This is a genomic window from Duganella rhizosphaerae (assembly GCF_040364205.1).
In the GTDB taxonomy this organism is placed as follows: domain Bacteria; phylum Pseudomonadota; class Gammaproteobacteria; order Burkholderiales; family Burkholderiaceae_D; genus Rugamonas; species Rugamonas rhizosphaerae.
Genome location: NZ_BPWK01000002.1, coordinates 543,907 through 564,815 on the forward strand (window position 1 = coordinate 543,907; position 20,909 = coordinate 564,815).

Annotated in this window: 18 protein-coding genes; 15 read left to right on the forward strand and 3 right to left on the reverse strand. The window is 64.2% G+C overall.

All coding sequences use genetic code 11. The features are described 5' to 3' along the window. Positions 1-52: 52 nt before the first annotated feature. The 7 genes from RUGAMON1_RS06260 to RUGAMON1_RS06290 all read left to right on the forward strand — a co-directional run bounded on the left by RUGAMON1_RS06260 (position 53) and on the right by RUGAMON1_RS06290 (position 6,033). Entirely contained in the window at positions 53-628 is a 576-nt protein-coding gene (locus RUGAMON1_RS06260) for a helix-turn-helix domain-containing protein (protein WP_445229679.1), read from the forward strand. A gap of 92 nt (positions 629-720) precedes the next feature. Further along, positions 721-1,206, forward strand: a complete 486-nt coding sequence (locus RUGAMON1_RS06265; protein ID WP_445229680.1) for a GNAT family N-acetyltransferase — start codon at positions 721-723, stop codon at positions 1,204-1,206. Between the two features lie 321 nt (positions 1,207-1,527). Next, a complete protein-coding gene (gene dusA / locus RUGAMON1_RS06270) occupies positions 1,528-2,553 on the forward strand; it encodes a tRNA dihydrouridine(20/20a) synthase DusA (protein ID WP_445229681.1) in 1,026 nt (341 codons plus the stop codon). A gap of 347 nt (positions 2,554-2,900) precedes the next feature. Next, positions 2,901-4,649 (forward strand): methyl-accepting chemotaxis protein, encoded by a 1,749-nt coding sequence (locus tag RUGAMON1_RS06275; RefSeq protein ID WP_445229682.1) that lies wholly within the window; start codon positions 2,901-2,903, stop codon positions 4,647-4,649. Positions 4,650-4,752: 103 nt separating this feature from the next. Next, complete coding sequence (locus RUGAMON1_RS06280) at positions 4,753-5,091, forward strand: energy transducer TonB (protein WP_116993398.1); 339 nt, start codon at positions 4,753-4,755, stop codon at positions 5,089-5,091. Positions 5,092-5,157: 66 nt separating this feature from the next. After that, positions 5,158-5,505 carry an energy transducer TonB gene (locus RUGAMON1_RS06285; RefSeq protein WP_445229683.1) on the forward strand — a complete coding sequence of 116 codons (348 nt, stop codon included), beginning with the start codon at positions 5,158-5,160 and terminating at the stop codon, positions 5,503-5,505. 138 nt (positions 5,506-5,643) lie between these two features. Next, a complete protein-coding gene (locus tag RUGAMON1_RS06290; protein WP_445229684.1) occupies positions 5,644-6,033 on the forward strand; it encodes a hypothetical protein in 390 nt (129 codons plus the stop codon). A 14-nt stretch (positions 6,034-6,047) separates the two neighbouring features. Here RUGAMON1_RS06290 and RUGAMON1_RS06295 read toward each other — a convergent pair whose 3' ends face one another. Genes RUGAMON1_RS06295 through RUGAMON1_RS06305 form a run of 3 tightly spaced genes read right to left on the reverse strand, consistent with a single transcriptional unit; the run spans position 6,048 to position 9,892 of the window. After that, entirely contained in the window at positions 6,048-7,610 is a 1,563-nt protein-coding gene (locus tag RUGAMON1_RS06295) for a hypothetical protein (RefSeq protein ID WP_445229685.1), read from the reverse strand. Between the two features lie 13 nt (positions 7,611-7,623). After that, positions 7,624-8,292 carry an ABC transporter permease subunit gene (locus tag RUGAMON1_RS06300; protein ID WP_445229686.1) on the reverse strand — a complete coding sequence of 223 codons (669 nt, stop codon included), beginning with the start codon at positions 8,290-8,292 and terminating at the stop codon, positions 7,624-7,626. Then, positions 8,285-9,892 (reverse strand): transporter substrate-binding domain-containing protein, encoded by a 1,608-nt coding sequence (locus RUGAMON1_RS06305; protein WP_445229687.1) that lies wholly within the window; start codon positions 9,890-9,892, stop codon positions 8,285-8,287. The genes RUGAMON1_RS06300 and RUGAMON1_RS06305 overlap by 8 nt, the downstream gene beginning before the upstream one ends. A 163-nt stretch (positions 9,893-10,055) precedes the next feature. On the opposite strand from RUGAMON1_RS06305, the gene RUGAMON1_RS06310 reads away from it, so the two are divergent. The 8 genes from RUGAMON1_RS06310 to tssG all read left to right on the forward strand — a co-directional run bounded on the left by RUGAMON1_RS06310 (position 10,056) and on the right by tssG (position 20,904). Continuing rightward, positions 10,056-10,694: a hypothetical protein gene (locus RUGAMON1_RS06310; protein ID WP_445229688.1), complete on the forward strand. Its 639-nt coding sequence runs from the start codon at positions 10,056-10,058 to the stop codon at positions 10,692-10,694. After that, entirely contained in the window at positions 10,695-14,690 is a 3,996-nt protein-coding gene (locus RUGAMON1_RS06315; protein ID WP_445229689.1) for a coiled-coil domain-containing protein, read from the forward strand. Between the two features lie 255 nt (positions 14,691-14,945). Continuing rightward, on the forward strand, positions 14,946-15,479 hold the full coding sequence (tssB, locus tag RUGAMON1_RS06320; RefSeq protein WP_445229690.1) for a type VI secretion system contractile sheath small subunit: 534 nt from the start codon (positions 14,946-14,948) through the stop codon (positions 15,477-15,479). 49 nt (positions 15,480-15,528) lie between these two features. Continuing rightward, on the forward strand, positions 15,529-17,022 hold the full coding sequence (gene tssC, locus RUGAMON1_RS06325; protein ID WP_445229691.1) for a type VI secretion system contractile sheath large subunit: 1,494 nt from the start codon (positions 15,529-15,531) through the stop codon (positions 17,020-17,022). An 84-nt stretch (positions 17,023-17,106) separates the two neighbouring features. After that, positions 17,107-17,592 (forward strand): Hcp family type VI secretion system effector, encoded by a 486-nt coding sequence (locus RUGAMON1_RS06330; RefSeq protein WP_036623157.1) that lies wholly within the window; start codon positions 17,107-17,109, stop codon positions 17,590-17,592. 72 nt (positions 17,593-17,664) lie between these two features. Continuing rightward, a complete protein-coding gene (gene tssE / locus RUGAMON1_RS06335; protein ID WP_445229692.1) occupies positions 17,665-18,123 on the forward strand; it encodes a type VI secretion system baseplate subunit TssE in 459 nt (152 codons plus the stop codon). 25 nt (positions 18,124-18,148) lie between these two features. After that, positions 18,149-19,900, forward strand: a complete 1,752-nt coding sequence (gene tssF, locus RUGAMON1_RS06340; RefSeq protein WP_445229693.1) for a type VI secretion system baseplate subunit TssF — start codon at positions 18,149-18,151, stop codon at positions 19,898-19,900. Continuing rightward, positions 19,888-20,904, forward strand: a complete 1,017-nt coding sequence (tssG, locus tag RUGAMON1_RS06345; protein WP_445229694.1) for a type VI secretion system baseplate subunit TssG — start codon at positions 19,888-19,890, stop codon at positions 20,902-20,904. Before tssF ends, tssG begins: the two co-directional genes overlap by 13 nt. Positions 20,905-20,909 lie beyond the last annotated feature (5 nt).

Below are 20,909 nucleotides of genomic sequence, written 5' to 3' on the forward strand. Positions count from 1 at the left end.
GTGGTGGCGTCGGACATTTTAATGGATGAGAAAATCCAGTATAATGGATTTTATGGATATCAACAAACTCATTGCCAGCCGCCTGCTGGCCTTGCGCGACAGTCGTGGGCTGTCGCTGACCGCGCTGGCCGAGCGCAGCGGCGTGAGCCGTTCCAATATTTCACTGATCGAGCGCGGCGAAAGCAGCGCCACCGCCACCGTGCTGGACAAGCTGGCCGGCGCGCTCGGCGTCACGCTGGCGGCCCTGTTCGAAGCGGGGGAGGGTGAGCCGGCCGCGCCGTCGCCGCTGCAACGGGCCGCCGACCAGCCGGTGTGGACCGACCCGGCCTCCGGCTATGTGCGGCGACAACTGTCGCCGGCCGCGCGCTCGCCGCTGCAGCTGGTGGAGGTGGTGTTCCCGCCGGGCCAGCGCGTAACCTACGAACAAGTGCTGCGCGACGCCGACGTCCACCAGCAAGTCTGGCTGCTGAATGGCGTGATGGACATCAGCGCCGGCGACCGGCACTGGCGGCTGGAGGCGGGCGACTGCCTGGCCATCCGCGAAGACCAGCACATCAGCTACGCCAATCCCGGCAAGATGCCGGCGCGCTACCTGGTCGGCTTGGTGACGCTGCCGTTTGCGATATGATGCCCCCCCTAAGCGATTCCGTTCGTTGTCGCTATGACCGTCATCAACGTGCCGATCGCCGTAAGAGGCAAGACTGACTGATAAGATACGGCATGGATAAGCGCGATCTAATTTCTCAGAAGTTCTTCAAGTATCCGTCTGAATATTTCATTATCAACGGTGGCGGGGAACTGAATTTTGAATTGTCAGTTGATTCGATCTATGTGCGGGAGGAGTTCCAGGATCAAGGTATTGGTGTCAGGTCGGTTATGTTCAGCATTCAGCAGGCCAAGGAGCTGGGGTTTCGCTTCGTAACGCTAGATGCGGCTGGCAGCGCTACGAATCGTAGTATGTTTTTTGGATACCACGTGTGGCCGACCTTGGGTTTTGATGCGCCACTAACTGGTCAAATACTTGGAAGGCTTCCGCAGGAGCTACATGGGTGCGTGCTGCTTTCTGACCTCATGAGGACGGATGAAGGACCCGATTGGTGGTACGATAACGGCATAGCACTTCACCTGTCGTTTGATCTTCAGGACGATAGTGTGAGCTGGCAACTGCTCAATGAGTATGCTGAGGCAAGGGGGATTTCAATATGACCACTAAATTTTTGCAAGCGTTGGCGAAGCTAAAGCCGTCTTCGTCTAGCCAAGTGCGCGATGAGCGTAATAAGTCAGAAACTCCTCCTCGGGGCGCGGTTGCTTTTCAGACCGATGTATATCGCAGGAAACGGGGCGTGACAGTGACGACCACTCCCAAGACTCGGGTTGTCGAGCATTAACGCAAAAAGCCACGGTTTCCGTGGCTTTTGTCATTTTGGCGTCGTCCGGCATCGGAAAAACAGCTTCTGTGGTGACCGGGCACAGCCGCACACTCCGCTGTATAATGACGACCCCCAAGCGATTCCCATAGTTGCCGCCATGACCATCATCACTTTGCCGACCACCGACACCGCGCCCGTGAAAGCGAGCCGCCGCCTGTCCGTCGCGCCGATGATGGACTGGACCGACCGCCATTGCCGCGTGTTCCACCGCCATATCAGCCAGCACACCTGGCTGTACACGGAGATGGTCACCACCGGCGCGCTGGTCTACGGCGACGTCGAACGCCACCTGCGCTTCAATGACGAAGAGCATCCGGTGGCGCTGCAGCTGGGCGGCAGCGATCCTGCCGACCTCGCCACCAGCGCCAAGCTGGGCGAGAAGTGGGGCTACGACGAGATCAACCTCAACTGCGGTTGCCCGTCCGAGCGCGTACAGAAGGGCGCGTTCGGCGCCTGCCTGATGGCCGAGCCGCAACTGGTGGCCGATTGCGTCAAAGCCATGCGCGACGCCGTCAGCATCGACGTCACCGTCAAGCACCGGGTCGGCATCGACCAGACCGAAAGCTACGACTTCGTGCGCGACTTCGTCGGCACCGTGGCCGAGGCCGGCTGCAAGACCTTCATCGTGCATGCGCGCAACGCCATCCTGAAGGGCCTGTCGCCCAAAGAGAACCGCGAAGTGCCGCCGCTGAAGTATGAATTCGCCTATCAGCTCAAGCGCGATTTTCCTGACTTCGAAATCATTATCAACGGCGGCATCAAGACCGAAGCCGAGATCGACGAACATTTGAAGCACCTGGACGGGGTCATGCTGGGCCGCGAGGCCTATCACAACCCCTTCGTGATGGCCGGTTTCGACCAGCGCTACTATGGCGACGCGCGCGCCCCCAAGACCCGCGACGAAGTGCTCGAAGCGATGATCCCCTATATCCAAGCCCAACTGGCCCAGCACGGCGCCCGCGGCTTGAAGCTCAACTCCATCACCCGCCACATGCTGGGCCTGATGACCGGCCTGCCCGGCGCCCGTGCATTCCGTCAGGTTCTGTCTGACTCCAAAAAGCTCGCCCTCGGCGACGCCGATCTGCTGCGCGAAGCTGCCGCCCGCCTACGTATTGCTGCGTAGTTCACAGCACAAACTGACGTTTCTGGCAAACAATATATCGGACTGTTGGTATTTCCACGCAGAAAGTTCGTTTGCGTATTTTTTAGGCGGGTTTTGCTTGCTTTGAGGCAAAATTTGCATCTATAATTCCTGAATATACACACATATCCACCTTTATTTCACGTTTGTATAGTGCGGTAAAGCTACATGCATGCTGCTGGTGGAGCCGCAAGTTTTTGCATTCGCAGTCATTGTTTGCTACTGTCATAGATATTACCTAGCAGCAAGGGCCGGGTGGATGGTGTCGTGCACGAGACGAGACTTTCCAGGGCACTCTTATCAACTGTGTCATTTACGAAGAAGACGAAATGAATTTAGCAAAAATGAAAGTCGGAACGCGCCTGGGTCTTGGATTCGCGCTGGTTCTGTTATTCCTGGTGGCGGTGACCACCGTGGGTATCTTCCGCATGGCACAGATTCAGGATCGCCTGGATCACGTGATTTCGGTGAACAACGTGGTGTCGCGCCTGGTGGTCGACATGCGTTCGAACGTGGGCGACCGCGTGACCTCGCTGCGCATCCTGACCCTGATGACCGATGCCGGCGACATGGAACCGGAAATGAACCGCATCAAGGAACTGGCCGGCAAGTACGCCGATGCACAGAATAAACTGAGCGCGCAGTTCGCCACCGAAGCCAGCCCTGAAGAAAAAGCGCTGCTGGCAACGGTCAAGGAGCAGGAAGCGATCGCCATGCCGGCCATCGCCAAGGCGTCCGAACTGTGGCTGGCCAACAAGGCCGAAGAAGCGACCAAGGTCCTGATCAAGGAAATCCGTCCGGCCCAGAAAAAATGGATGGCCGCGCTGGATCAGCTGGGCGCGCTGGAAGACAAGCTGAACGCGCAAGTGCAGACCGACGCCGCCGCCGGCTTTTCGGCTGCCCGCAGCTTCATGATCATCCTGGGCGTGCTGGCTGTCGCTATCTCGGTGGCCGCCGCCTACATCATCACCCGCGGCCTGCTGAAACAGCTGGGCGGCGAGCCTGACTACACCGCCTCGATCGCCGGCAGCATCGCCAACGGCGACCTGTCGATCGCCATCGACACCAACGGCAACGACAAGGACAGCCTGCTGTCCGAGATGAAGGAAATGCGCAACAGCCTGGTCGACATCGTGGGCCAGGTCCGCTCCGGCACCGAAACCATCGGCACCGCCTCGCGTGAGATCGCCGCCGGCAATATCGACCTGTCGTCGCGTACCGAAATGCAGGCCAGCTCGCTGGAAAAAACCGCCTCGGCGATGGAAGAACTGACCTCGACCGTGAAACAGAATGCGGACAATGCCCGCGAAGCCAATCAGCTGGCTTCGGCAGCGTCGGACGTGGCGATCAAGGGCGGCAAAGTGGTGTCGGAAGTGGTCAACACCATGAGCTCGATCGACGCTTCGGCCAAGAAGATCGTCGACATCATCGGCGTGATCGATGGCATCGCCTTCCAGACCAACATCCTGGCGCTGAACGCGGCAGTGGAAGCGGCCCGTGCCGGCGAACAAGGCCGCGGCTTCGCGGTGGTGGCGTCGGAAGTGCGCAACCTGGCCCAGCGCTCCGCTGGCGCCGCCAAGGAAATCAAGATGCTGATCGACGACTCGGTGGAAAAAGTCGGCGCCGGCACCAAGCTGGTCGGCCAGGCCGGCGTGACGATGGACGAAGTGGTGGCCTCGGTGCGCCGCGTGACCGACATCATGAGCGAGATCGCCAACGCCAGCCAGGAACAGAGCGCCGGCATCGAGCAGGTGAACCACTCCATCATCGAGATGGACAGCATGACCCAACAAAATGCCGCGCTGGTGGAAGAAGCCGCCGCCGCCGCACAAAGCTTGCAGGACCAGGCCGCCGAACTGTCGCGCGTGGTCAGCATCTTCAAACTGGTGGAAGGCGAGGAGCGCGTGTCGGCTCCGGTGTATCAGCCTGCCGCCGCCAAGGCAGCGGTCAAGCCGATCGTCGCCCGTGCTCCTGTCAAGAAACTGGCCTCCGCGCCAGCGCCGGCCGCAGCAGCCAAACCGAAGAAAGTCGCCTCGGCAGCTAGCGCAGCCGGCAGCGATGAGTGGGAAGAGTTTTAAAACTTTGCCGCAGTCTGCCGTCGCGCTTTTGCGCGGCATGTAGGTCCGCTGTGGGATTCGATAAACCAGTCTTTAATAATAATTTAGTTGGGAAATTGTAAAAATGAATAAGTTTTCGACCAGTGTATTCGCCGCCGTCATCCTGTCCGCCGCTTCGACCGCCTTCGCCGGCGAAGTGCCAGCATCGCTGGATGCCAAGAGCTGCAAGGCTGAATACCCTAAAGCATCGCTGCTGAACGAAGAACAGGGCGATGTCACCATGTCCTTCCTGGTCGCTGCCGACGGCAACGTCGTCGAGTCCAAAGTTGAGAAGTCGAGCGGCTACAAAAACCTGGACAAGGCTACGGTCAAAGCCCTGAGCGCTTGCAAGTTCAAGCCGGGCACCAAGGACGGCGCAGTCGCCCAGACCTGGACCAAAGTCGATTACAGCTGGAAGCTGTAATCAGTGTCAACCGGGCTGCGCGGACTCGCGCGGCCTGAGTGCCGGATATCTACACTTGGGGAAATCATGTCTACAAATAAGCGTTGGTTGAGTGTGATCGCAGCAGTGCTCGTTTCGAGCGCACCGGTGGCGTTTGCTGCCGAAGTCCCGGCCAGTTTTGATGCCAAAAACTGCAAGGCCGAATACCCGAAAGCATCGTTGATGAACGAAGAGCAGGGCACGGTGTCGATGTCTTTCCTGATCAAGGCCGACGGTAGCGTGGCCGATTCCAAGATCGACAAGAGCAGCGGTTTCAAGAACCTGGACAAGGCGGCCATCAAGTCCCTGAGCGCCTGCAAGTTCAAGCCTGGCACCAAGGACGGCGCCCCCGCCGAAACCTGGACCAAGGTCGACTACGCCTGGAAGCTGGACTAATTTCCCCGAAGTATCAAAAAAGGAAGCGTATGCGCTTCCTTTTTTTTCGCCTGTTACAACCGTTGTAACAAGCTGTAATCGGGCTCCAGCGGCGGCGAACTTCCTTATATAGTAAACGCTGAAACTAGGAGGAGTGCAATGAAAACCATCATCGCCGTTGCCGCCGCAGTGGCGGCCCTGAGCCTGGGCGGCTGCGCGGTCCAGCAGCCCGGCTATTACGCCACCACCACCCGGGTCCAGGATCCGTACCAGTGGCACACCGTGGCGGTCGCGCCGTCGGAGCGCGCTTACGCCAGCGGCTCGTCGTCCACCTGGTACGAGGAGGCGCCGGCGCCGAGCTCGCGTGTGGTCTACGCCAGCGAGCCGGTCTACACCACCACCTACATCCAGCCTGCGCCGGTGTACTACGCGCCTGCGCCTGCCTACTACTACCCGCCGGTCAGCATCGGCCTGGACTTCTCGTTCGGCCACTGGTGCTGCGGCGGCCATCGCGGCTGGGGCGGACGCGGCGGCTACCACCGCCGCTGATCGATCGCCGGTTCTCAGCCCACATACTTGTGGGTTGCGACCCGGGCGTGAGCCGGCGCCATGCCGGCTTTTTTCTTGAGGTACAGGGTCAGGCCTTCCTTCAGCTTGTCCATGCCGCTTTTCTCCACGAACATGCCCTTGTTCTGCCGCACCGGATCGAGCACGTAGCGCGACTCCGAAATGAAGCGCGCGCACTCCGTCAGCAGCGGATCCAGGTGCTGGCGCTTGTTCTGCTCCCATTGCGCCATCCAGCCATCCTCGATGATGTTGTTGCACAGGATGTTGAGCACGCTGCTGGTGCTGTTGTTGGCCAGGTAGTAGCAGCCCAGCAGCGGCGACACCAGGAAGATGTTCGAGCTCAACGCGTCCATCGCCGAGCTGCTCAGGATCAGGTTGACCTTCTTCATCTCCTTGTAGCGCGCTCCCATGATCATGATCTTCTGGCAGGTGGTGGCGATCGCGCTGGCGGCCGCCACGGCCGGGCCGGTCACGCCGCCCAGGTCGGCGAACAGGCCGGCCGTGGACACCGCCAGCTGCGTGGTCTGGATCGCCGCCAGCGCCGCGTGTTCGTTGCGGCTGGTGCGCAGCAACTCGGCCACCGCGTCGCAGGCGTCGCGGGCGTCGCCCGGCAGCAGGAAGCCGCGCTGCACCGTGGTCTTGCGCGACTTGTGCCAGTCCATCGCCGCCGTGCCCCAGTTGCTGGCCGCCTTGGCGCCGGCCTTGACCTGCTGCACCAGCGGCAGCGCGGAGCTGATGAAGTCGGCCATGAACTCCACGCCCAGTTCGGCCAGGATGACGTTGATGTCGAGTGAATCGAACAGCTCGAACAGCAGCCGCAGCACCTTGTCGAAGCCCGGCACCTTGAGCATGGTGGGGAAGTCGAAGCCGGGGATGTGGATCTTGCTGAAATCGATCTCGCCCAGGTTGATGTTCGGCAGGTCCAGCGAGGGCAGGTTGACGTTGGGCAGGCTGATGTCCGGGATGGCCAGGTGCGGCAAGCTGACGTTCAGGTCGATCTTGAAAAAATCCGGGAACAGGTCGCGGATGCGCGGGAAGGCCACGTCGAAATCGAGGTTCAGTATTTTGCTCAGGTCGAACAGCAGCGAGGGCATGTTCAGCTCGGGGAACGTCAGTCCGATCTTGAACACCAGCGCGCGCAGCGAGATATCCGGCAGCAGGTCCTTGAACTTGATCAGGCCCTTCAGGTTCAGCCGCACCGTCGGCAAATTGAAGCCGGGAATGGCGCCCAGCCGGATGTCGGGGATCAGGTTGATATCGAAGTTCGGCAGGCCGATGGCGGGTATCCTGAAATCGACCAGCCCGCGCAGGTCCAGTCCCTTGAACAGGTCGATGTTCAGCTGCGGAACGCTGAAATGCGGCACCGCCACGCCGGGTATCGCCCCCAGTTTCTTCTTGCAGTCCTTGGCATCCTTGGCCAGCGTCTTGGCGTCTTCCACCCGGCTCTTGGCGCGCAGCTGGGTGCCGCCGAACATCGCCCTCAGCGATTCCTTGCGCTCACGCTTGATGTGCATGAAAGCCGCTTGCAGTGCGATCTCTTCGTTGAAAGTGAGTGGCATGACGGAACGCTCCTCAAGATATCTGTGCGTGGGACTGCGTTAGTTTGCGATGGATGCCCGCCATGAAGGCCGACGTCTTGAAGCGGCCGATCAGCGCGGTGAACACCAGCGAGGTGATGACAAAATAAAAACTGCAGTAAATATACACCGGCACCATGACGCTGGTGCCGGTGGCGGCGATCACGGTGTTGCAGCGGCTGACCAGTTCGCTCACGCCCACCAGCGACGAAGCGCTGGAGGCGATGAAGGAAATCAGGAACACATTAATCCAGGTGGGGATGAACAGCAGCGCCGCGCCGATGTCGCCGCGCTTCCAGGCGCGGTGCGCCACCACCAGGCTCTCGGAGGTGAACGACAGCGGCGCCGCCGACAAGCCGATCACCGCCTTGACCCACTGCGGTATATGCAGCGTCACGCCGCTGCCCGGCAAGGTGAACTCGGCCGGCAGCACGAACACCGCGTAAAAGATCAGCGCCAAGGTCGGCACGCCGCGGAAAAAAGTCGACACCTGCTCGGCGACGATGGCGGTGCGGCCGTGCCGGGTCACGCGCAGCCAGGCCAGGCCGGCGCCCATCAGCGAGCCCAGCGCCACGGCGCACACCGCGATCAGGATATTCCACAGGAAGCCCTGCAACAGGAAGGGCGTCCACGTCAGCAGGAAGGCCAGGGTCTCGTTATTCATGGGTCGGCAGCCAGGTTTTTTCCACGTAGTTGAACAGGCGCGTCCACAGGCTGGTGATCAGGTAGAAGGTGATCAGCAGCACCGTCATGGTCACGAAGATGTTGCCCTTTTCCGCGATCAGCAGGCTGCTCGCGCTCAGCAGTTCCGGGATGGCGATGGCCGAGGCGATCATGGTCTGCTTGGTCAGGTTGATCAGCGCCTGCTTGACCGGCCAGCTGGCGTACCGCGCGGTGGGGGCCAGATGGTTCAGCCGCAGCCGGTAGCCGGCCTCGCTGGTGCGCACATGGGCGGCGGCCTCGAGGAGGGCGCGCATCACCATGCCCGCCGTGTAGTAGCCGGAGCAGAACGCCGCCACCGCGAACGCCGGCAGCTTGACGCCGAACTGGTGCATGGTCCAGCTGCCGAAGCCGAAGAAGATCAGGTACATCATCAGCAACGGCGGCGTCAGGCGGCCGTAGGCCATGATGGCGTGGATCGCCCGCGTGGCCGCGCCGCCGCGACCGTCGACCGTGACCGCGGCCGCCACGCCCAGCGCCAGGCTGACGCCGACGCCGGCGGTAATCAGCAGCATCGTATAAGCTATGCCCTGCAGGAACTGGGTGCGGTCGTAAGGGTCGTAGACGAAGTTCAGGTCCACGCCCAGCTGCTCCTTGATCCACAGCCCCACCGCCTGCACGCCGGCCGCCTCGGTGCTGGACACGTTCTCGGCGCTGCGGCAGGCGGCGATCCAGTTGCCGCTGCTGTTGCGCACGCACTTGTAGAGCCCGCCCTGGTCGCGCTCCGACCAGATCGCCTTCTGCGCCGTCAGCCAGGAAGTGGAGGCGATGCCCCACCGATTGTTGGCCTCCAGCAGCCAGCCGGTGCGGTGCAGCTCGGCCACGATATTGCCCAGCGCCAGATCCAGTTCGCTGCCGCGCTCGTTGCGCGAGATGAAGATCGCCATCGGCGTGATCAGCGCGTTCGGCAGCGGCATCGTGTAGCCCTGCCACTGGGGCAGCTTGCTGGTGTTGGCCAGCGCCGCCGTCGCGTACAGGAAGCCCGAGCACTGGCCGTCGCGCAGCGCCAGTTGGGCGTCGCGCACGGTCTTGTAGTTTTGCAGCTCCAGCAGATAGCGCTCGCTCATCGGCTTGTTGAAGTAGCTGCCCTGCACCGCGCAGATGGTTTCGTGGCGTATCTTGGGCCAGGCGTCGACCGCGTCGCCCGGCTTGAACAGCACGTTGACGCTGGTCTCGTTGTAGCCCGGCTCGATGGCGGTGGCGATCTTGCGCCGCGCCGGCGTGTCGCCGACGGTGGCGATCAGGATGTCGACATCGCCCAGCTCCAGCTTCTGAAACCGGTTCTCGGTGGTGATGCTGACTTTTTTCAGGGCCACGCCGAGGCGCTGGGCGATCAGCTCGGCGATGTCGCTTTCGAAGCCGACCACCTCGCCCTGGGCGTTGAGCGAATTGAAGGGGCTGAAGTCGGTCTTGACGCCGACCCGGATCACGCCCTTCTTGCGGATGCTGTCCAGCGCCGGGCTGTTGTCGGCCGCCTGCGCCTTCAGCGCCAGGAGCAGCAGACCGATGAGACCCAGTACTCTAAAAAAAGCGCTATTCACCATTGTCGTTTTCTCTGGGCCGCAGACCGAGGTTCATGCTACCCCAAGGCAGGCTCATCGCGCAACGACGGCGCTGCCGACTGTGGTGTGGCGGGGGCCGGCGGTCGATTGCGTTATCAAGCTGCTCATGATATTGTCATTCGACACTTGTCCTCCCGAGACATCCATGCTGCATCCCCTGGCCAGTTTATGGCGCCATTCCAGCCGCGTCACGTTCTACGAATCTGGCGGCCAGGCCGGGCAGTCATTGCCGCACAGCGGCGCGACGATGCCGGGTGCGCGGCGGCGTTTCTCGTCGTCCGACGACGCCTGCACCTACCTGCGCTTCTGGCTGGGCGAACCGGCCGCGCGCGCCGAACTCAAATGGATACTGCAACGCTCCGGCCCCTCGCTGGCGGGCGCCCACGGGGGCCCGGACGGCTGGCTGAACGCGCTGGCCGGCCGCCTGGTGAGCGGCGCCGTCATCGTGCTGGAAGAGCTCAGCCGGCAAGCGCAGCCGGGGCGGCTGGTGGCGCCGTCCACGGCGGCGGCGTCGGCCGCCGCGCTGTCGGCCCTGCCGGCGCTGAGCGCGGCGCCGGCCATCCCGGTGGTGCCCGACCTGCTGCCGGTGCTGGAGGACATCCGCATCGAAGGCGCCGAGGTGCTGCCGGAGTTGAACCAGGCACTGGCCGAGGTCAACGCGACCATCTCGACGGTGGGCTCGGCCTCGCTGTCGCTGGAGCCGGCGCCGAGCAAAGTGGCGGCGATCAAGACGGCGCTCAGCGACGCCACCTCGCGCACCACCTCCACGCTGGGCGCGCTGTAGATGAAAGTCATCGACCACTCCATCGAAGTGCTGCCGCAATGCCCGGTCAACATCGCCAAGGCGGTGCAGAAGGCGGCCGACACCATCGTCGACCAGGGCAAGATCTTCGCCACCGAAGTCACGGCCACCGCCACCTCGCTGAACCAGGACATGCAGAAGGTGGCGGAGCAGATGAAGGCCATCCCGGACCTGCTCAATCCGCAGCCCATCATCGACTGCTGCACCGGCGTGCTGGAGCAGGCCGCCAGCGACCTGCGCAGGCTGGCCAGCGACGCCGCCGCCATTCCGCAGCGCCTGCTGGCGCAGACGGCCGGCGTGCAGACGGTGGTCGACTCGGCCAACGGCGCGGTCCAAGCGATGAGCACCTTGCTGCCTGAACTGTCCGGCCTGGTGCCGGACTTCGGCGCGCAGATGACCTTCTTCAACAGCCTGCCGGGACGGGGCCAGGCGCTGGCCGAGCTGGCCAAGCGCACCGGCGTCATGGTCGAGCAATACGGGCGCGATCTGCTGCCGCTGTCCAGGCAGCTGCAGCAGCTGGCCACCATGCAGGGTGGTCCCGGCGCCGGCAACGACGCCATGCAGGCGGTGCTGGCGCGCGCCGAACAGCTGCAAAACGACAGCCTGGCGCAGGTGAAGGCGCTGCGCGCTACGCTGGACGGCAACGTCGGCGATCTCGATACGGCGATGCAGGACGCCACCGCGCAGGCCACGCAAGCCATCGGCGGCATATCCGACCTGCTCAACGAGAAAGGCAATGCGCTGCTGGCGCCGTTGCAGGCGCAGATCGATCTGGTGGACCAGCTCAACAGCGCACTGGGCGACGAGGCGAGCAACTGCGATGCGCTGTTTGATGAAGCGTCGTCGCAGCTGAGTCACTTGAGCGACATCCTGATCAAGCCGCTGGCCGCCGCCCGCGCGCAGGTCGACGCCGTGATCGACCAGCTGGCCGCGGCGGCCGCCACGGTGGACGGCATGGTGAAGAAGGCGATGGAGCCGCTGGACGCGCTGGAGCGGCGGGTGGAAGCCATCAAGCAAGCCTTGCAGGAAGTGCTGGACGCGGTCCGCGCCGAAGTGGAGAAGGTGCTGCAACTGATGACCGAGCTGGACGGGGAGGCGGAAAACGCCAAGACCGTGCTGCGCCAGCTGCCGGAGAATTTCGTTCCGGTGCGCACCATGATCGCGGACGCCATCGCCATGCTGACGCAGGTGAAGGACAACATTCCCGTGTTCGTTTCCGAGGCCAATAGCACGCTGGACGCCGCCTCCAGCGAGCTCGATCAGGCCGACGCGCTGTGTACCGGCGCGATAGAAATCTGCACCCGCTACATGATGAAGGCGCCGCCGCTGATGATGGCGCGCACGCTGTTCGTCGGCGTCAAGGCCATGATCCCCGGCGTGAAGACGGCGATCGCCGGCGCGCGCACGGCGGTGAAGGCGGCGGGCGACCAGGCCACCGGCTTGATGGAGCAGGCCATCACGCTGGTCGATTCCCTCAATCCCTTGCTGGACCAGGCCATCGCCAAAGTGCAGGAGGCCATCGACGCGCTGGTGAAATTGCTGGAGCAGATGCAGGCGGCCTTGCAGCAAGTGTCGGACGCCGCCGGGAAAATCCCGCCGCAGATGCAGGAGCAGCTGGACAAGGCCGGCGCGGCGCTCCAGCAAATCCTGGACAAGGTGCGCGCGGCCGCCGAGCAGTGCCTGGCCAAGCTGCAATGCGAACCGCTGGTCAAGCGTTTGCAGCAGGAGCTGTCGGATTTGCTGGACCGTACCTTCAAGCCGCTGGAGGCGCAGATCCAGGCCGCCGGCGCGCCGTTGCAAAATGTCCTGCAACAGGGCAAGGCGGAGGTCGGCAAGGCGGCGGCGATGGCGCAGGATGGCTTGGGCAAGCTCAGCGCGGCATTGACGTCGGTGAAGCAGCAGGCCATGCAGCCATTGCAGAAGCTGACCGATACGCTGACCTCGGCGCGCGGCCAGGTGGATACGGTGAGCGGCGCCGCGCGCCAGCAGGTGCGGCAGGCGGCGGACCAGGCCTTGTCGTATGTGGACCAGGCGTCGCAGGCGATCTCCGGCTTGAACATCCGCGCGGTGGGTGACCAGATCGCGCCGTATGCGCAGTTCTACGACGACGTGGCGGGCACGTTCAGCCAGGTGCAATCGCAGGTGCAGAGCGCCGCCGATGTGGCCGGCAAAGTGGACAGCTGGAAGAGCGATGCGCAGCAGTCGGCCAATGATCTGCTGGATCGCGTGCGCCAGGCGGCGGACGAGGCGAAGCAGGGCGCGAGCGAGGTGCAGACGGCGGCCGACAACACGGCGTCCGGCGCGCAGAGTGCGGGCGAGTCCATCGTGGATAGCCCGGTATCGGAGCAGGTGCAGGCTTCTTTCGATGGCATGAAGCAGGATGCGCAGAGCGTGGCGGCGGACTCCGATGCGGCGTTGGCGGACATGTCCGGTTCGCTGGACGATGCGCAGAAGGAATCGGAAACGGCGACCGATCCGTACGTACCCGATACCGACGCCATGCTGGCCGATGTGAAGGCGGAGGCGGACAAGGCTGAGCAGGCGGCCAACGCGGCCAAGGAGTCGGAGCAGGCGTTGGCGGCGCAGGTGGTGGCCAGCGAGAAGGACGTGGGCGCGGCGGCGGACGACGCGGCATCGCGCACGACGGCGATGAAGGATGAGGCGCAGGCAGGCATCAACAAGACGGTGGCGCAGGTGGAGGCGGTGCAAGCGCAAGTCAACGCGGCGCGCAGCGAGGCGATCAAGGCGGAGTCGATCGTCGATGCGGAAGTGGTCAAGCACGGCGGCACATCAGCGAACGCCGATGCCAAAGCCGCCGCCGCAGCCGCCGCAGCCGACGCAACCGCGACCAACGCCGCCAAGAGCGACGCCGCCGACGCTGCCGCCCCGACCGCCGCCGCCACCGACGCTGACGCGACCGCTGCGGCCGCCACCACCGACGCAGCCGCCAGCGCCGCCGCTTCAGGCGCAGCGCCAGCCGCTGTTGCGAAGGGTGACACTGCCGCAGGCGATGCGACGTCCGCCGCTGCCACCCCAGCCGGATCGGCCGATGAGGCCGCGAACGCGTCGGCAAAAGCGCCCGCAGACAAAGATGCAGCCAGCGCGCCAGGCGCTACCGCCACCGACACTCAACAAGCAACTGGAGACAAGCCCGCAACCGCAGACGCGCCATCTACCGAAGCCTCCACCGCAGCTGCGCCGAAGTCCGAAACACCAACAGGCGACGCGCCTTCTGCGGACGCCGCCAAAGCTGCTACGCCAACAGGCGATACGCCAGCAGCGGACGCGCCCAAAGCCGATGCGCCGACAGGCGAACCATCTGCTGCGGACGCACCGAAAGCCGCCGCGCCGGCAGCCGATGTGCCAGCAGCCGAAACGCCACCTGCGGACGCAACGAAATCTAAAGCCGCGCCAACCGCCGACGCGAAAGCAGACGCCGCCAAACCCGATGCCGCGCCTGCCGCCGATGTCGCCGCAACAGCACCGGCCGCGACGGCATCCACGTCAGCGATCGACCCCGCCAAACCGCCTTCGCCTGCCGCACCGGCGCCGCGTCCGAAAGCCGGCGCCGCAATGCCTGCTGGCGCTGACGCCGCAACTGGCAAGATGCCAGCGACTCCCGACGGCATGGCAGCTCCAACTATCCAGCCTGCAGACGCCGCAAAAGAACTCGACCCACTCGCTGCCGCGCGCGAGCAAGCCGCAGCAAGCAAAGCCGCCACCGATGCCGCCACGATCGCCAAAGCCGCCGCCGACAAAGCAGCAGCCGCCGCCGAGGCCGCCGCCAAAGCCAAAGCCGCCGACGCTGCAGGCAGCGCCGCCGCAGCCGATAAGGCAAGTTCAGCAAAAGCGCTGGCTGACAAACTCAATGCCGCAAAAGAAGCCGCCGCCAAACTCCCCGGCCACGATCCGAATGCGGCACTGCAAAACTTCAAGGATGCAATCTCCCCGCCGCCAACCACGCCGCCTGCCGGCTGATTACGACGTCACGAATTTGTCACGTTGATGTTCCTTGTCTCCGTGGCGAAAATATAACGCGTCAAATTTTGAAAAAGCTTGTGAGCAAAAGAATTTACATTTAATATCAATTGAGTATCGGAAATCTTTGTACCTATCAATTACGTTGCGGCTCCGCGAAATGGTGGTAACACGAGAAGTAGCTTAGAGCTCAGTCCGCCTGTTTTTGAAATAGATGTATCGTCGGCCGCTAGTCACCATAATGTGAGGATGTGAATGTCAGATAGCTTACAAAAATGGGTAGGACGCAATCGTCCCCCTCGTGTGCAAATCACGTACGACGTCGAAATTGGTGACGCCACTGAAAAAAAAGAGCTGCCCCTGGTGGTCGGCTTGCTAGCCGACCTGTCCGGCCAGCCGCTGGTGGCGCCGCCCAAGCTCAAGGCCCGACGCCTGATCGAAATCGATCGCGACAACTTCAACGAAGTCATGGGCAAGATCGCCCCGCGCCTGGACCTGTCCGTGCCGGACACGCTCAAGGGCGAAGGCAATCTCAAGGTGGAGCTCAACTTCACCGAGTTCGACCACTTCCATCCCGAATCCATCGTCACGCAAGTGCCGCGCCTGGCCAAGCTGCTGGAAGTGCGCCAGCAATTGCGCGACCTGCTGGGCAAGCTCGATGGCAACGATGAGCTCGATGCGCTGCTGGAAGACATCGTCCAGAACACGCAAGAGCTGAAAACACTCAAGGACCAGGAACCGGCCGCCGACGCGGCGCCGGCAGCGGACGCGGAAGCGACCCCATCCTGATAGCACGCCCGCGCGTGCTTCCCCTCATCGTTTAAGAGAGAGCTAAATCATGGCTACTAGTCAATCCGCCAAGGGCGGCGCCAAGTCGACGGAATCCGCCGGCGAGCTGAGCTTACTGGACCGCATCGTCCAGGAAGGCAAGATGGCGGTCGAACCGTCGCAAAACGCCTACGCCAAAAAACTGCTGGGCCAGTTCGCCACGCAGGTGCTGGACGAAGGCATGAAGACCGCCCCCGACAAGGGGGTGGTCGCAATGATCAACGAACGCGTAGCCGAGATCGACCGCATCCTCAGCGACCAGCTCAACGCCATCATGCACCACGAGGAATTCCAGAAACTGGAAGGCTCCTGGCGCGGCCTGCACGACATGGTGTACGGCACCGAAACCAGCACCACCCTCAAGCTGCGGCTGCTGAACGTGTCGAAGAAGGAACTGCTGAAAGACCTGGAGAGCGCGGTCGACCACGACATGAGCGTGCTGTTCAAGAAAATCTACGAAGAAGAGTACGGCACCTTCGGCGGCGCCCCGTACTCGGTGCTGATCGGCGACTACTACTTCGGCCGCCATCCGCAGGACGTGGCGTTGTTGCAGCGCCTGTCCAAGGTGGCCGCCGCCGCGCACGCGCCGTTCATCACGGCCGCCGCGCCGTCGCTGTTCGACATGACCGAGTTCACCGAGCTGGGCGTGCCGCGCGACATGTCGAAGATCTTCGAAAGCGCCGAGCTGGCCTCGTGGCGCGGCTTCCGCGAATCGGAAGACTCGCGCTACATCGCCATGGTGCTGCCGCGCTACTCCGCGCGCCTGCCGTACGGCGCCAAGACCAACCCGGTGGAAAGCTTCAGCTTCGAGGAAGACGTCGACGGCCGCGACCACAGCAAATACCTGTGGGCCAACTCGGCCTACCAGCTGGGCCTGCGCATCACCGACGCCTACGCCAAGCACAGCTGGACCACCGCGATCCGCGGCGTCGAAGGCGGCGGCAAGATCGAGGGCATGACCGCCCACACCTTCAAGACCGACGAAGGCGACGTGGTGCTCAAGTGCCCGACCGAGGTGGCGATCACCGACCGCCGCGAGAAAGAGCTCAACGACCTCGGCTTCATCGCCGTGGTCAACTCCAAGGGTTCGGACTTCGCCGCCTTCTTCGGCGGCCAGACCGTCAACAAGCCCAAGCTCTACAACCTCGATGCGGCCAACGCCAACGCGGCGCTGTCGTCGCGCCTGCCGTACGTGCTGGCGGCCTCGCGCTTCGCGCACTACATCAAGGTCATCATGCGCGACAAGGTCGGCAGCTTCCAGACCCGCCAGAGCGTGGAGAACTACCTGAACTCGTGGCTGAGCGGCTACGTGCTGCTGAGCCCGAACGCGACGCAGGGCGAGAAGGCCCGCTTCCCGCTGGCCGAAGGCCGGGTCGACGTCACCGAGAAGCCGGGCAAGCCGGGCGCCTATTCGGCCACCGTGTTCCTGAAGCCGCACTTCCAGATGGAGGAACTGACCACGTCGATCCGCCTGGTGGCCGAACTGCCGGCCGCCGTCGGTTGATGCCGGGCCAGGCTACACACTACACTGATGTCCCCGCCCATCCGGCGCAAGCGCCGGGTGGGCCCATAAAATTTGGAGCCAGCAATGTCTGACGTACTCATTTTGGATTTGGGCACCACCATCAAGGGCAACTGCATGGTCACCGGCTATGCCGACAAGGTGATCGTGCTGTCGTATTCGCACAGCGCCTCGATGCCGCTGCAAATGGACGCTTCGAACACCGAGCGTACCTCCGGCCGTCCGGTGTTTTCCGAGATTTCGTTCTCGAAAATGTCCGACCTGTCGACCACGGAAATGTACAAGGCCTGTACCCAGGGCACCAAGATCGGCTCCGCCAAGCTGCATGTGGGGCGCGTGGAAAACGGCAAGTACATGAATTTCTTCACGTACGAGATGACCAACGCCATGATCTCGAACATCAGCACCTCCGGCGGCGGCGGCATTCCATCGGATTCGTTCTCGATCAGCTTCACCAAGATCAAGTGCGACTACACCCAGCAGCAGTCGGATTCGACCGCGAAGGGCACCGGCACCTGGAACTGGAACCTGGAGACGATGAAAGCGGATTGATGCGGCATTGCGGCGGGCGTCCGAGGAGGCCCGCCTGTCATCCCATCCCGACCGCTGCTCGTATAGAAAACTATGTCTAAAGCCATCACGGCGTCGCTTGTGCCTCTGTTTGACCGGTTGACCGGCGTGCTGCACGCCTCGCCGGACGGCAGGTTGCTCGATGGCGGCGGCTTGCAGCACTCGCTGCAACTGGACCTGATGCGCTTGTTCAACGTGCGCAATGCCCTGAGCATCCGCGCGTATCTGGAAGGCGATCCCACCGTGCTCGACTACGGCCTGCCCGACATGCTGGGCCTGTCGCCGCAATCGGACCAGGACCTGTTCATCTGGTCGCAGGTGCTCGAGCGCAGCCTGGCGCTGTACGAGCCGCGGCTGTCGCACGTCAAGGTGCACGTCAGCGCCGATCCGGCCAAGCCCTTCGCCGCGCGCGCCGCGATCGCCGCCGTGGTGCTGCTGGGGCAGCAGCTGTGCCGGGTCAATTTCGACGTCGCGCTCGATGCCCGTTCCGCCGCCATGCAGGCGGCCGCATGACGGTCGGGCAGCGGGAGGCCATGCCGTGAGCGACGACATCCTGGAATACTACCGGCGCGAACTGTCCTACCTGCGCACCCAGTCGGCCGACTTCGCCACGCGCTATCCCAAGGTGGCGCAGCGGCTGGTGCTGAGCGGCGGCGAATCGGCCGATCCGCACACCGAACGCCTGATCGAATCGGTGGCCTTCCTGACGGCCCGCGTGCACCGCGACCTCGACCGCGATTTCCCCACCATCGCCGGCGCCATGCTGGACAACCTGTGCCCGAGCCTGACGCAGCCGGTGCCGGCCATGACGGTGGTGCAGATGAAGCTGGACTCCTCGCAAGGCAAGGTCATGGCCGGCATGCCGGTGGCGCGCGGCGCCATGCTGTCGACCACCGCCGCCAGCGGCGAGAACTGCCGCTTCCAGGTGGCGTGGAGCACCACGCTGTGGCCGTTGAAAGTGGCGGCGATCAAGATGGAAGACACGCGCACCCTGCGCCTCGACCTGCGCTGCGACGCCGGCCTCGACGTCTCCGAACTGGAACTGGACCGCCTGCGCCTGCACCTGTCCGGCGACCTGATGACGACCATGCCGCTGCACGAGCTGCTGATCAGCGGCCTGGAGCGCATCGAACTGCTGGCCGGCGGCGGCGCGCTGCACCGCCTCGGCCCCAACAGCCTGAGCGAAGTGGGCTTCGACGAAAACGAAGCGATCCTGGCACAGCCGGCGCACGCCCATCCGGCCTACGCGCTGCTGCAGGAATACTTCGCCTTCCCGCGCAAGTTCCAGTTCTTCGACCTGAGCGGCCTGCGCGGCCTGCTGGGGCAGGGCGAGGGCTTTTCGCTGCGCTTCGTGTTCAACCGCAGCGCGCGCGTGCTGTCGCAGCTGAGCGCCGACAACTTCCTGCTCGGCTGCGTGCCCGCCGTCAACCTGTTCCCCGTCACCAGCGAGCCGATCCGCCTGCACCGCCGCCACTACGAGTACATCCTGGTGCCGGACTACCAGCGCGAGGCGGTGATGGAAGTGCACTCGGTGGTGTCGGTCACGGCCTCCGATCCGCGCGCCGAACGGCCCACCATCATCCCCAGCGTGTTCGCCGAATCGTCCGCCGATGTCGAGGACGCCAAGGTGTTCTGGTCGCTGCGGCGCGAGATGAGCATGCGCAAGGGCATCACCGGCACCGACGTCTACCTGAGCTTTGTCGACCGCACCGACGTCCACAGCACGCCGGACGAGCCGGTGGTGTACGCGCAGCTGCTGTGCACCAATCGCGGCCTGGCCGAGCAGATCGCGCCCGGCACCCGTTTCTACGGCGAAGGCATTTCCACCTCGACCGACATCCGCGCGCTGTATCAGCCCAGCGCCCAGCGGCCGCCGGTGATGGAAGCCAAGGCCCTGTGGTCGCTGGTGGCGTTGCTGAGGCTGAACCACCGCTCGCTGGTGGACGGCACCACCGGCGTCCAGACCTTGCAGCAGATGCTGATGTTGTTCGCAGGCGACAGCGCGCGCGACCAGGCGCAGGTGCGCGGCGTCAAGAGCATGGCGGCCTCGGTGGCGACGGCGCGGCTGGGCGCCGACACCTGGCGCGGCCACTGCCGCGGCACCGACATCGTGCTGGAGTTCGACGCCGACGCCTTCGTCGGCACCTCGCCGCTGGTGCTGGCCGGCGTGCTGTCGCGGTTCTTTGCCCTGTACACCTCCGCCAATTCCTTCGTCCGCCTGGCCGTCACGCGCGGCGGCGAACCGTGGATGCAGTGGCCTGCCATGAGTGGACGCCAATGCCTGATCTGATGACGCTCTTGCGGGACGACCCGCACGCCTTCGATCTGTTCCAGGCGATCAGCATCCTGGAGCGCGGCGAACCTGCGCGCGCCCACGTCGGCACCTCGGTCGGCATGGACGAGGCGCTGCGGCTGTCGGCGCAGGTCGACCTGGCGTTCGCGCCGAGCGACGTCAGCGGCCTGCTGGACAGTCAGCAGCCCGGCCCGCCGTTGACGCTGAAAACGCCGGTGCTGACGCTGGCCGGCTCGCAAGGCCCGCTGCCGATGCCGTTCACCGAGCTGCTGATGGAGCGCCGCCGCGCGCGCGACATGTCGGGCCTGGATTTCCTGGACATCTTCAACCAGCGCCTGCTGGGCTTCCTGTACCGCAGCCGTCGCAAGCACCACCTGGCCTTGAGCACGGACAGCATCAACCACGCGCCCATCGTGCGCAGCCTGGATGCCTTGTCCAGCCTGGGCCGGGCCGAAGGCGTGCGCGGGCCGGACGGCCAGCAAGCCTGGCTGCGCCACGCCGGCCTGCAGGGCGCGGCGCCGCGCTCGATGGTGTCGCTGCTGGCCGTGGTGCGCGACCGCATGGGCGTGCATTTCAGCGGCAAGCAGTTCGTCGGCGGCTGGCATGCGCTGGCGCCGTGCGACCGCGCCAGGCTGCACGACCAGAGCAAGCCGGCGCCGATGACGGCGCGGCTGGGCATGGGCGCCAGCCTCGGCGCGCGGGCGTGGGACCAGGGCGCCGGCATGGCGCTGGACGCGCCGCCGCTGCAGCCGGCGCAGTACGCCGCCTTGCTGCCGGGCGCAAAAAACAACTCCCTGCTGGGCTGGCTGGTGGCGCGCCATCTGCAACGCGACATCCAGGTGCGGCTGCGGCTGGACCTGGCGGTGCAGCCGCAAACTCGGCTGAGCGCCAACGGCGAACTGCCGCCGCGCCTGGGCCTGAGCAGCTGGCTGTGCAGCCCCGGCCCGTCGACCGCGCGGCACCAGCCGGCGAACTTCCTGCTGGCGACGGAAGAGGAGTGAGCGGC

Excerpts from the sequence above, each read along its gene's own strand:
- RUGAMON1_RS06290 (WP_445229684.1), top strand. The coding sequence starts at position 5,644 with ATGAAAACCATCATCGCCGTTGCCGCCGCAGTGGCGGCCCTGAGCCTG.
- RUGAMON1_RS06275 (WP_445229682.1), top strand. The coding sequence starts at position 2,901 with ATGAATTTAGCAAAAATGAAAGTCGGAACGCGCCTGGGTCTTGGATTC.
- RUGAMON1_RS06285 (WP_445229683.1), top strand. The coding sequence starts at position 5,158 with ATGTCTACAAATAAGCGTTGGTTGAGTGTGATCGCAGCAGTGCTCGTT.
- RUGAMON1_RS06315 (WP_445229689.1), top strand. The coding sequence starts at position 10,695 with ATGAAAGTCATCGACCACTCCATCGAAGTGCTGCCGCAATGCCCGGTC.
- RUGAMON1_RS06300 (WP_445229686.1), bottom strand. The coding sequence starts at position 8,292 with ATGAATAACGAGACCCTGGCCTTCCTGCTGACGTGGACGCCCTTCCTG.
- tssE (WP_445229692.1), top strand. The coding sequence starts at position 17,665 with ATGTCTAAAGCCATCACGGCGTCGCTTGTGCCTCTGTTTGACCGGTTG.
- RUGAMON1_RS06295 (WP_445229685.1), bottom strand. The coding sequence starts at position 7,610 with ATGCCACTCACTTTCAACGAAGAGATCGCACTGCAAGCGGCTTTCATG.
- RUGAMON1_RS06310 (WP_445229688.1), top strand. The coding sequence starts at position 10,056 with ATGCTGCATCCCCTGGCCAGTTTATGGCGCCATTCCAGCCGCGTCACG.
- dusA (WP_445229681.1), top strand. The coding sequence starts at position 1,528 with ATGACCATCATCACTTTGCCGACCACCGACACCGCGCCCGTGAAAGCG.
- RUGAMON1_RS06280 (WP_116993398.1), top strand. The coding sequence starts at position 4,753 with ATGAATAAGTTTTCGACCAGTGTATTCGCCGCCGTCATCCTGTCCGCC.
- RUGAMON1_RS06330 (WP_036623157.1), top strand. The coding sequence starts at position 17,107 with ATGTCTGACGTACTCATTTTGGATTTGGGCACCACCATCAAGGGCAAC.
- tssB (WP_445229690.1), top strand. The coding sequence starts at position 14,946 with ATGTCAGATAGCTTACAAAAATGGGTAGGACGCAATCGTCCCCCTCGT.
- RUGAMON1_RS06305 (WP_445229687.1), bottom strand. The coding sequence starts at position 9,892 with ATGGTGAATAGCGCTTTTTTTAGAGTACTGGGTCTCATCGGTCTGCTG.
- RUGAMON1_RS06265 (WP_445229680.1), top strand. The coding sequence starts at position 721 with ATGGATAAGCGCGATCTAATTTCTCAGAAGTTCTTCAAGTATCCGTCT.
- RUGAMON1_RS06260 (WP_445229679.1), top strand. The coding sequence starts at position 53 with ATGGATATCAACAAACTCATTGCCAGCCGCCTGCTGGCCTTGCGCGAC.
- tssC (WP_445229691.1), top strand. The coding sequence starts at position 15,529 with ATGGCTACTAGTCAATCCGCCAAGGGCGGCGCCAAGTCGACGGAATCC.
- tssG (WP_445229694.1), top strand. The coding sequence starts at position 19,888 with ATGCCTGATCTGATGACGCTCTTGCGGGACGACCCGCACGCCTTCGAT.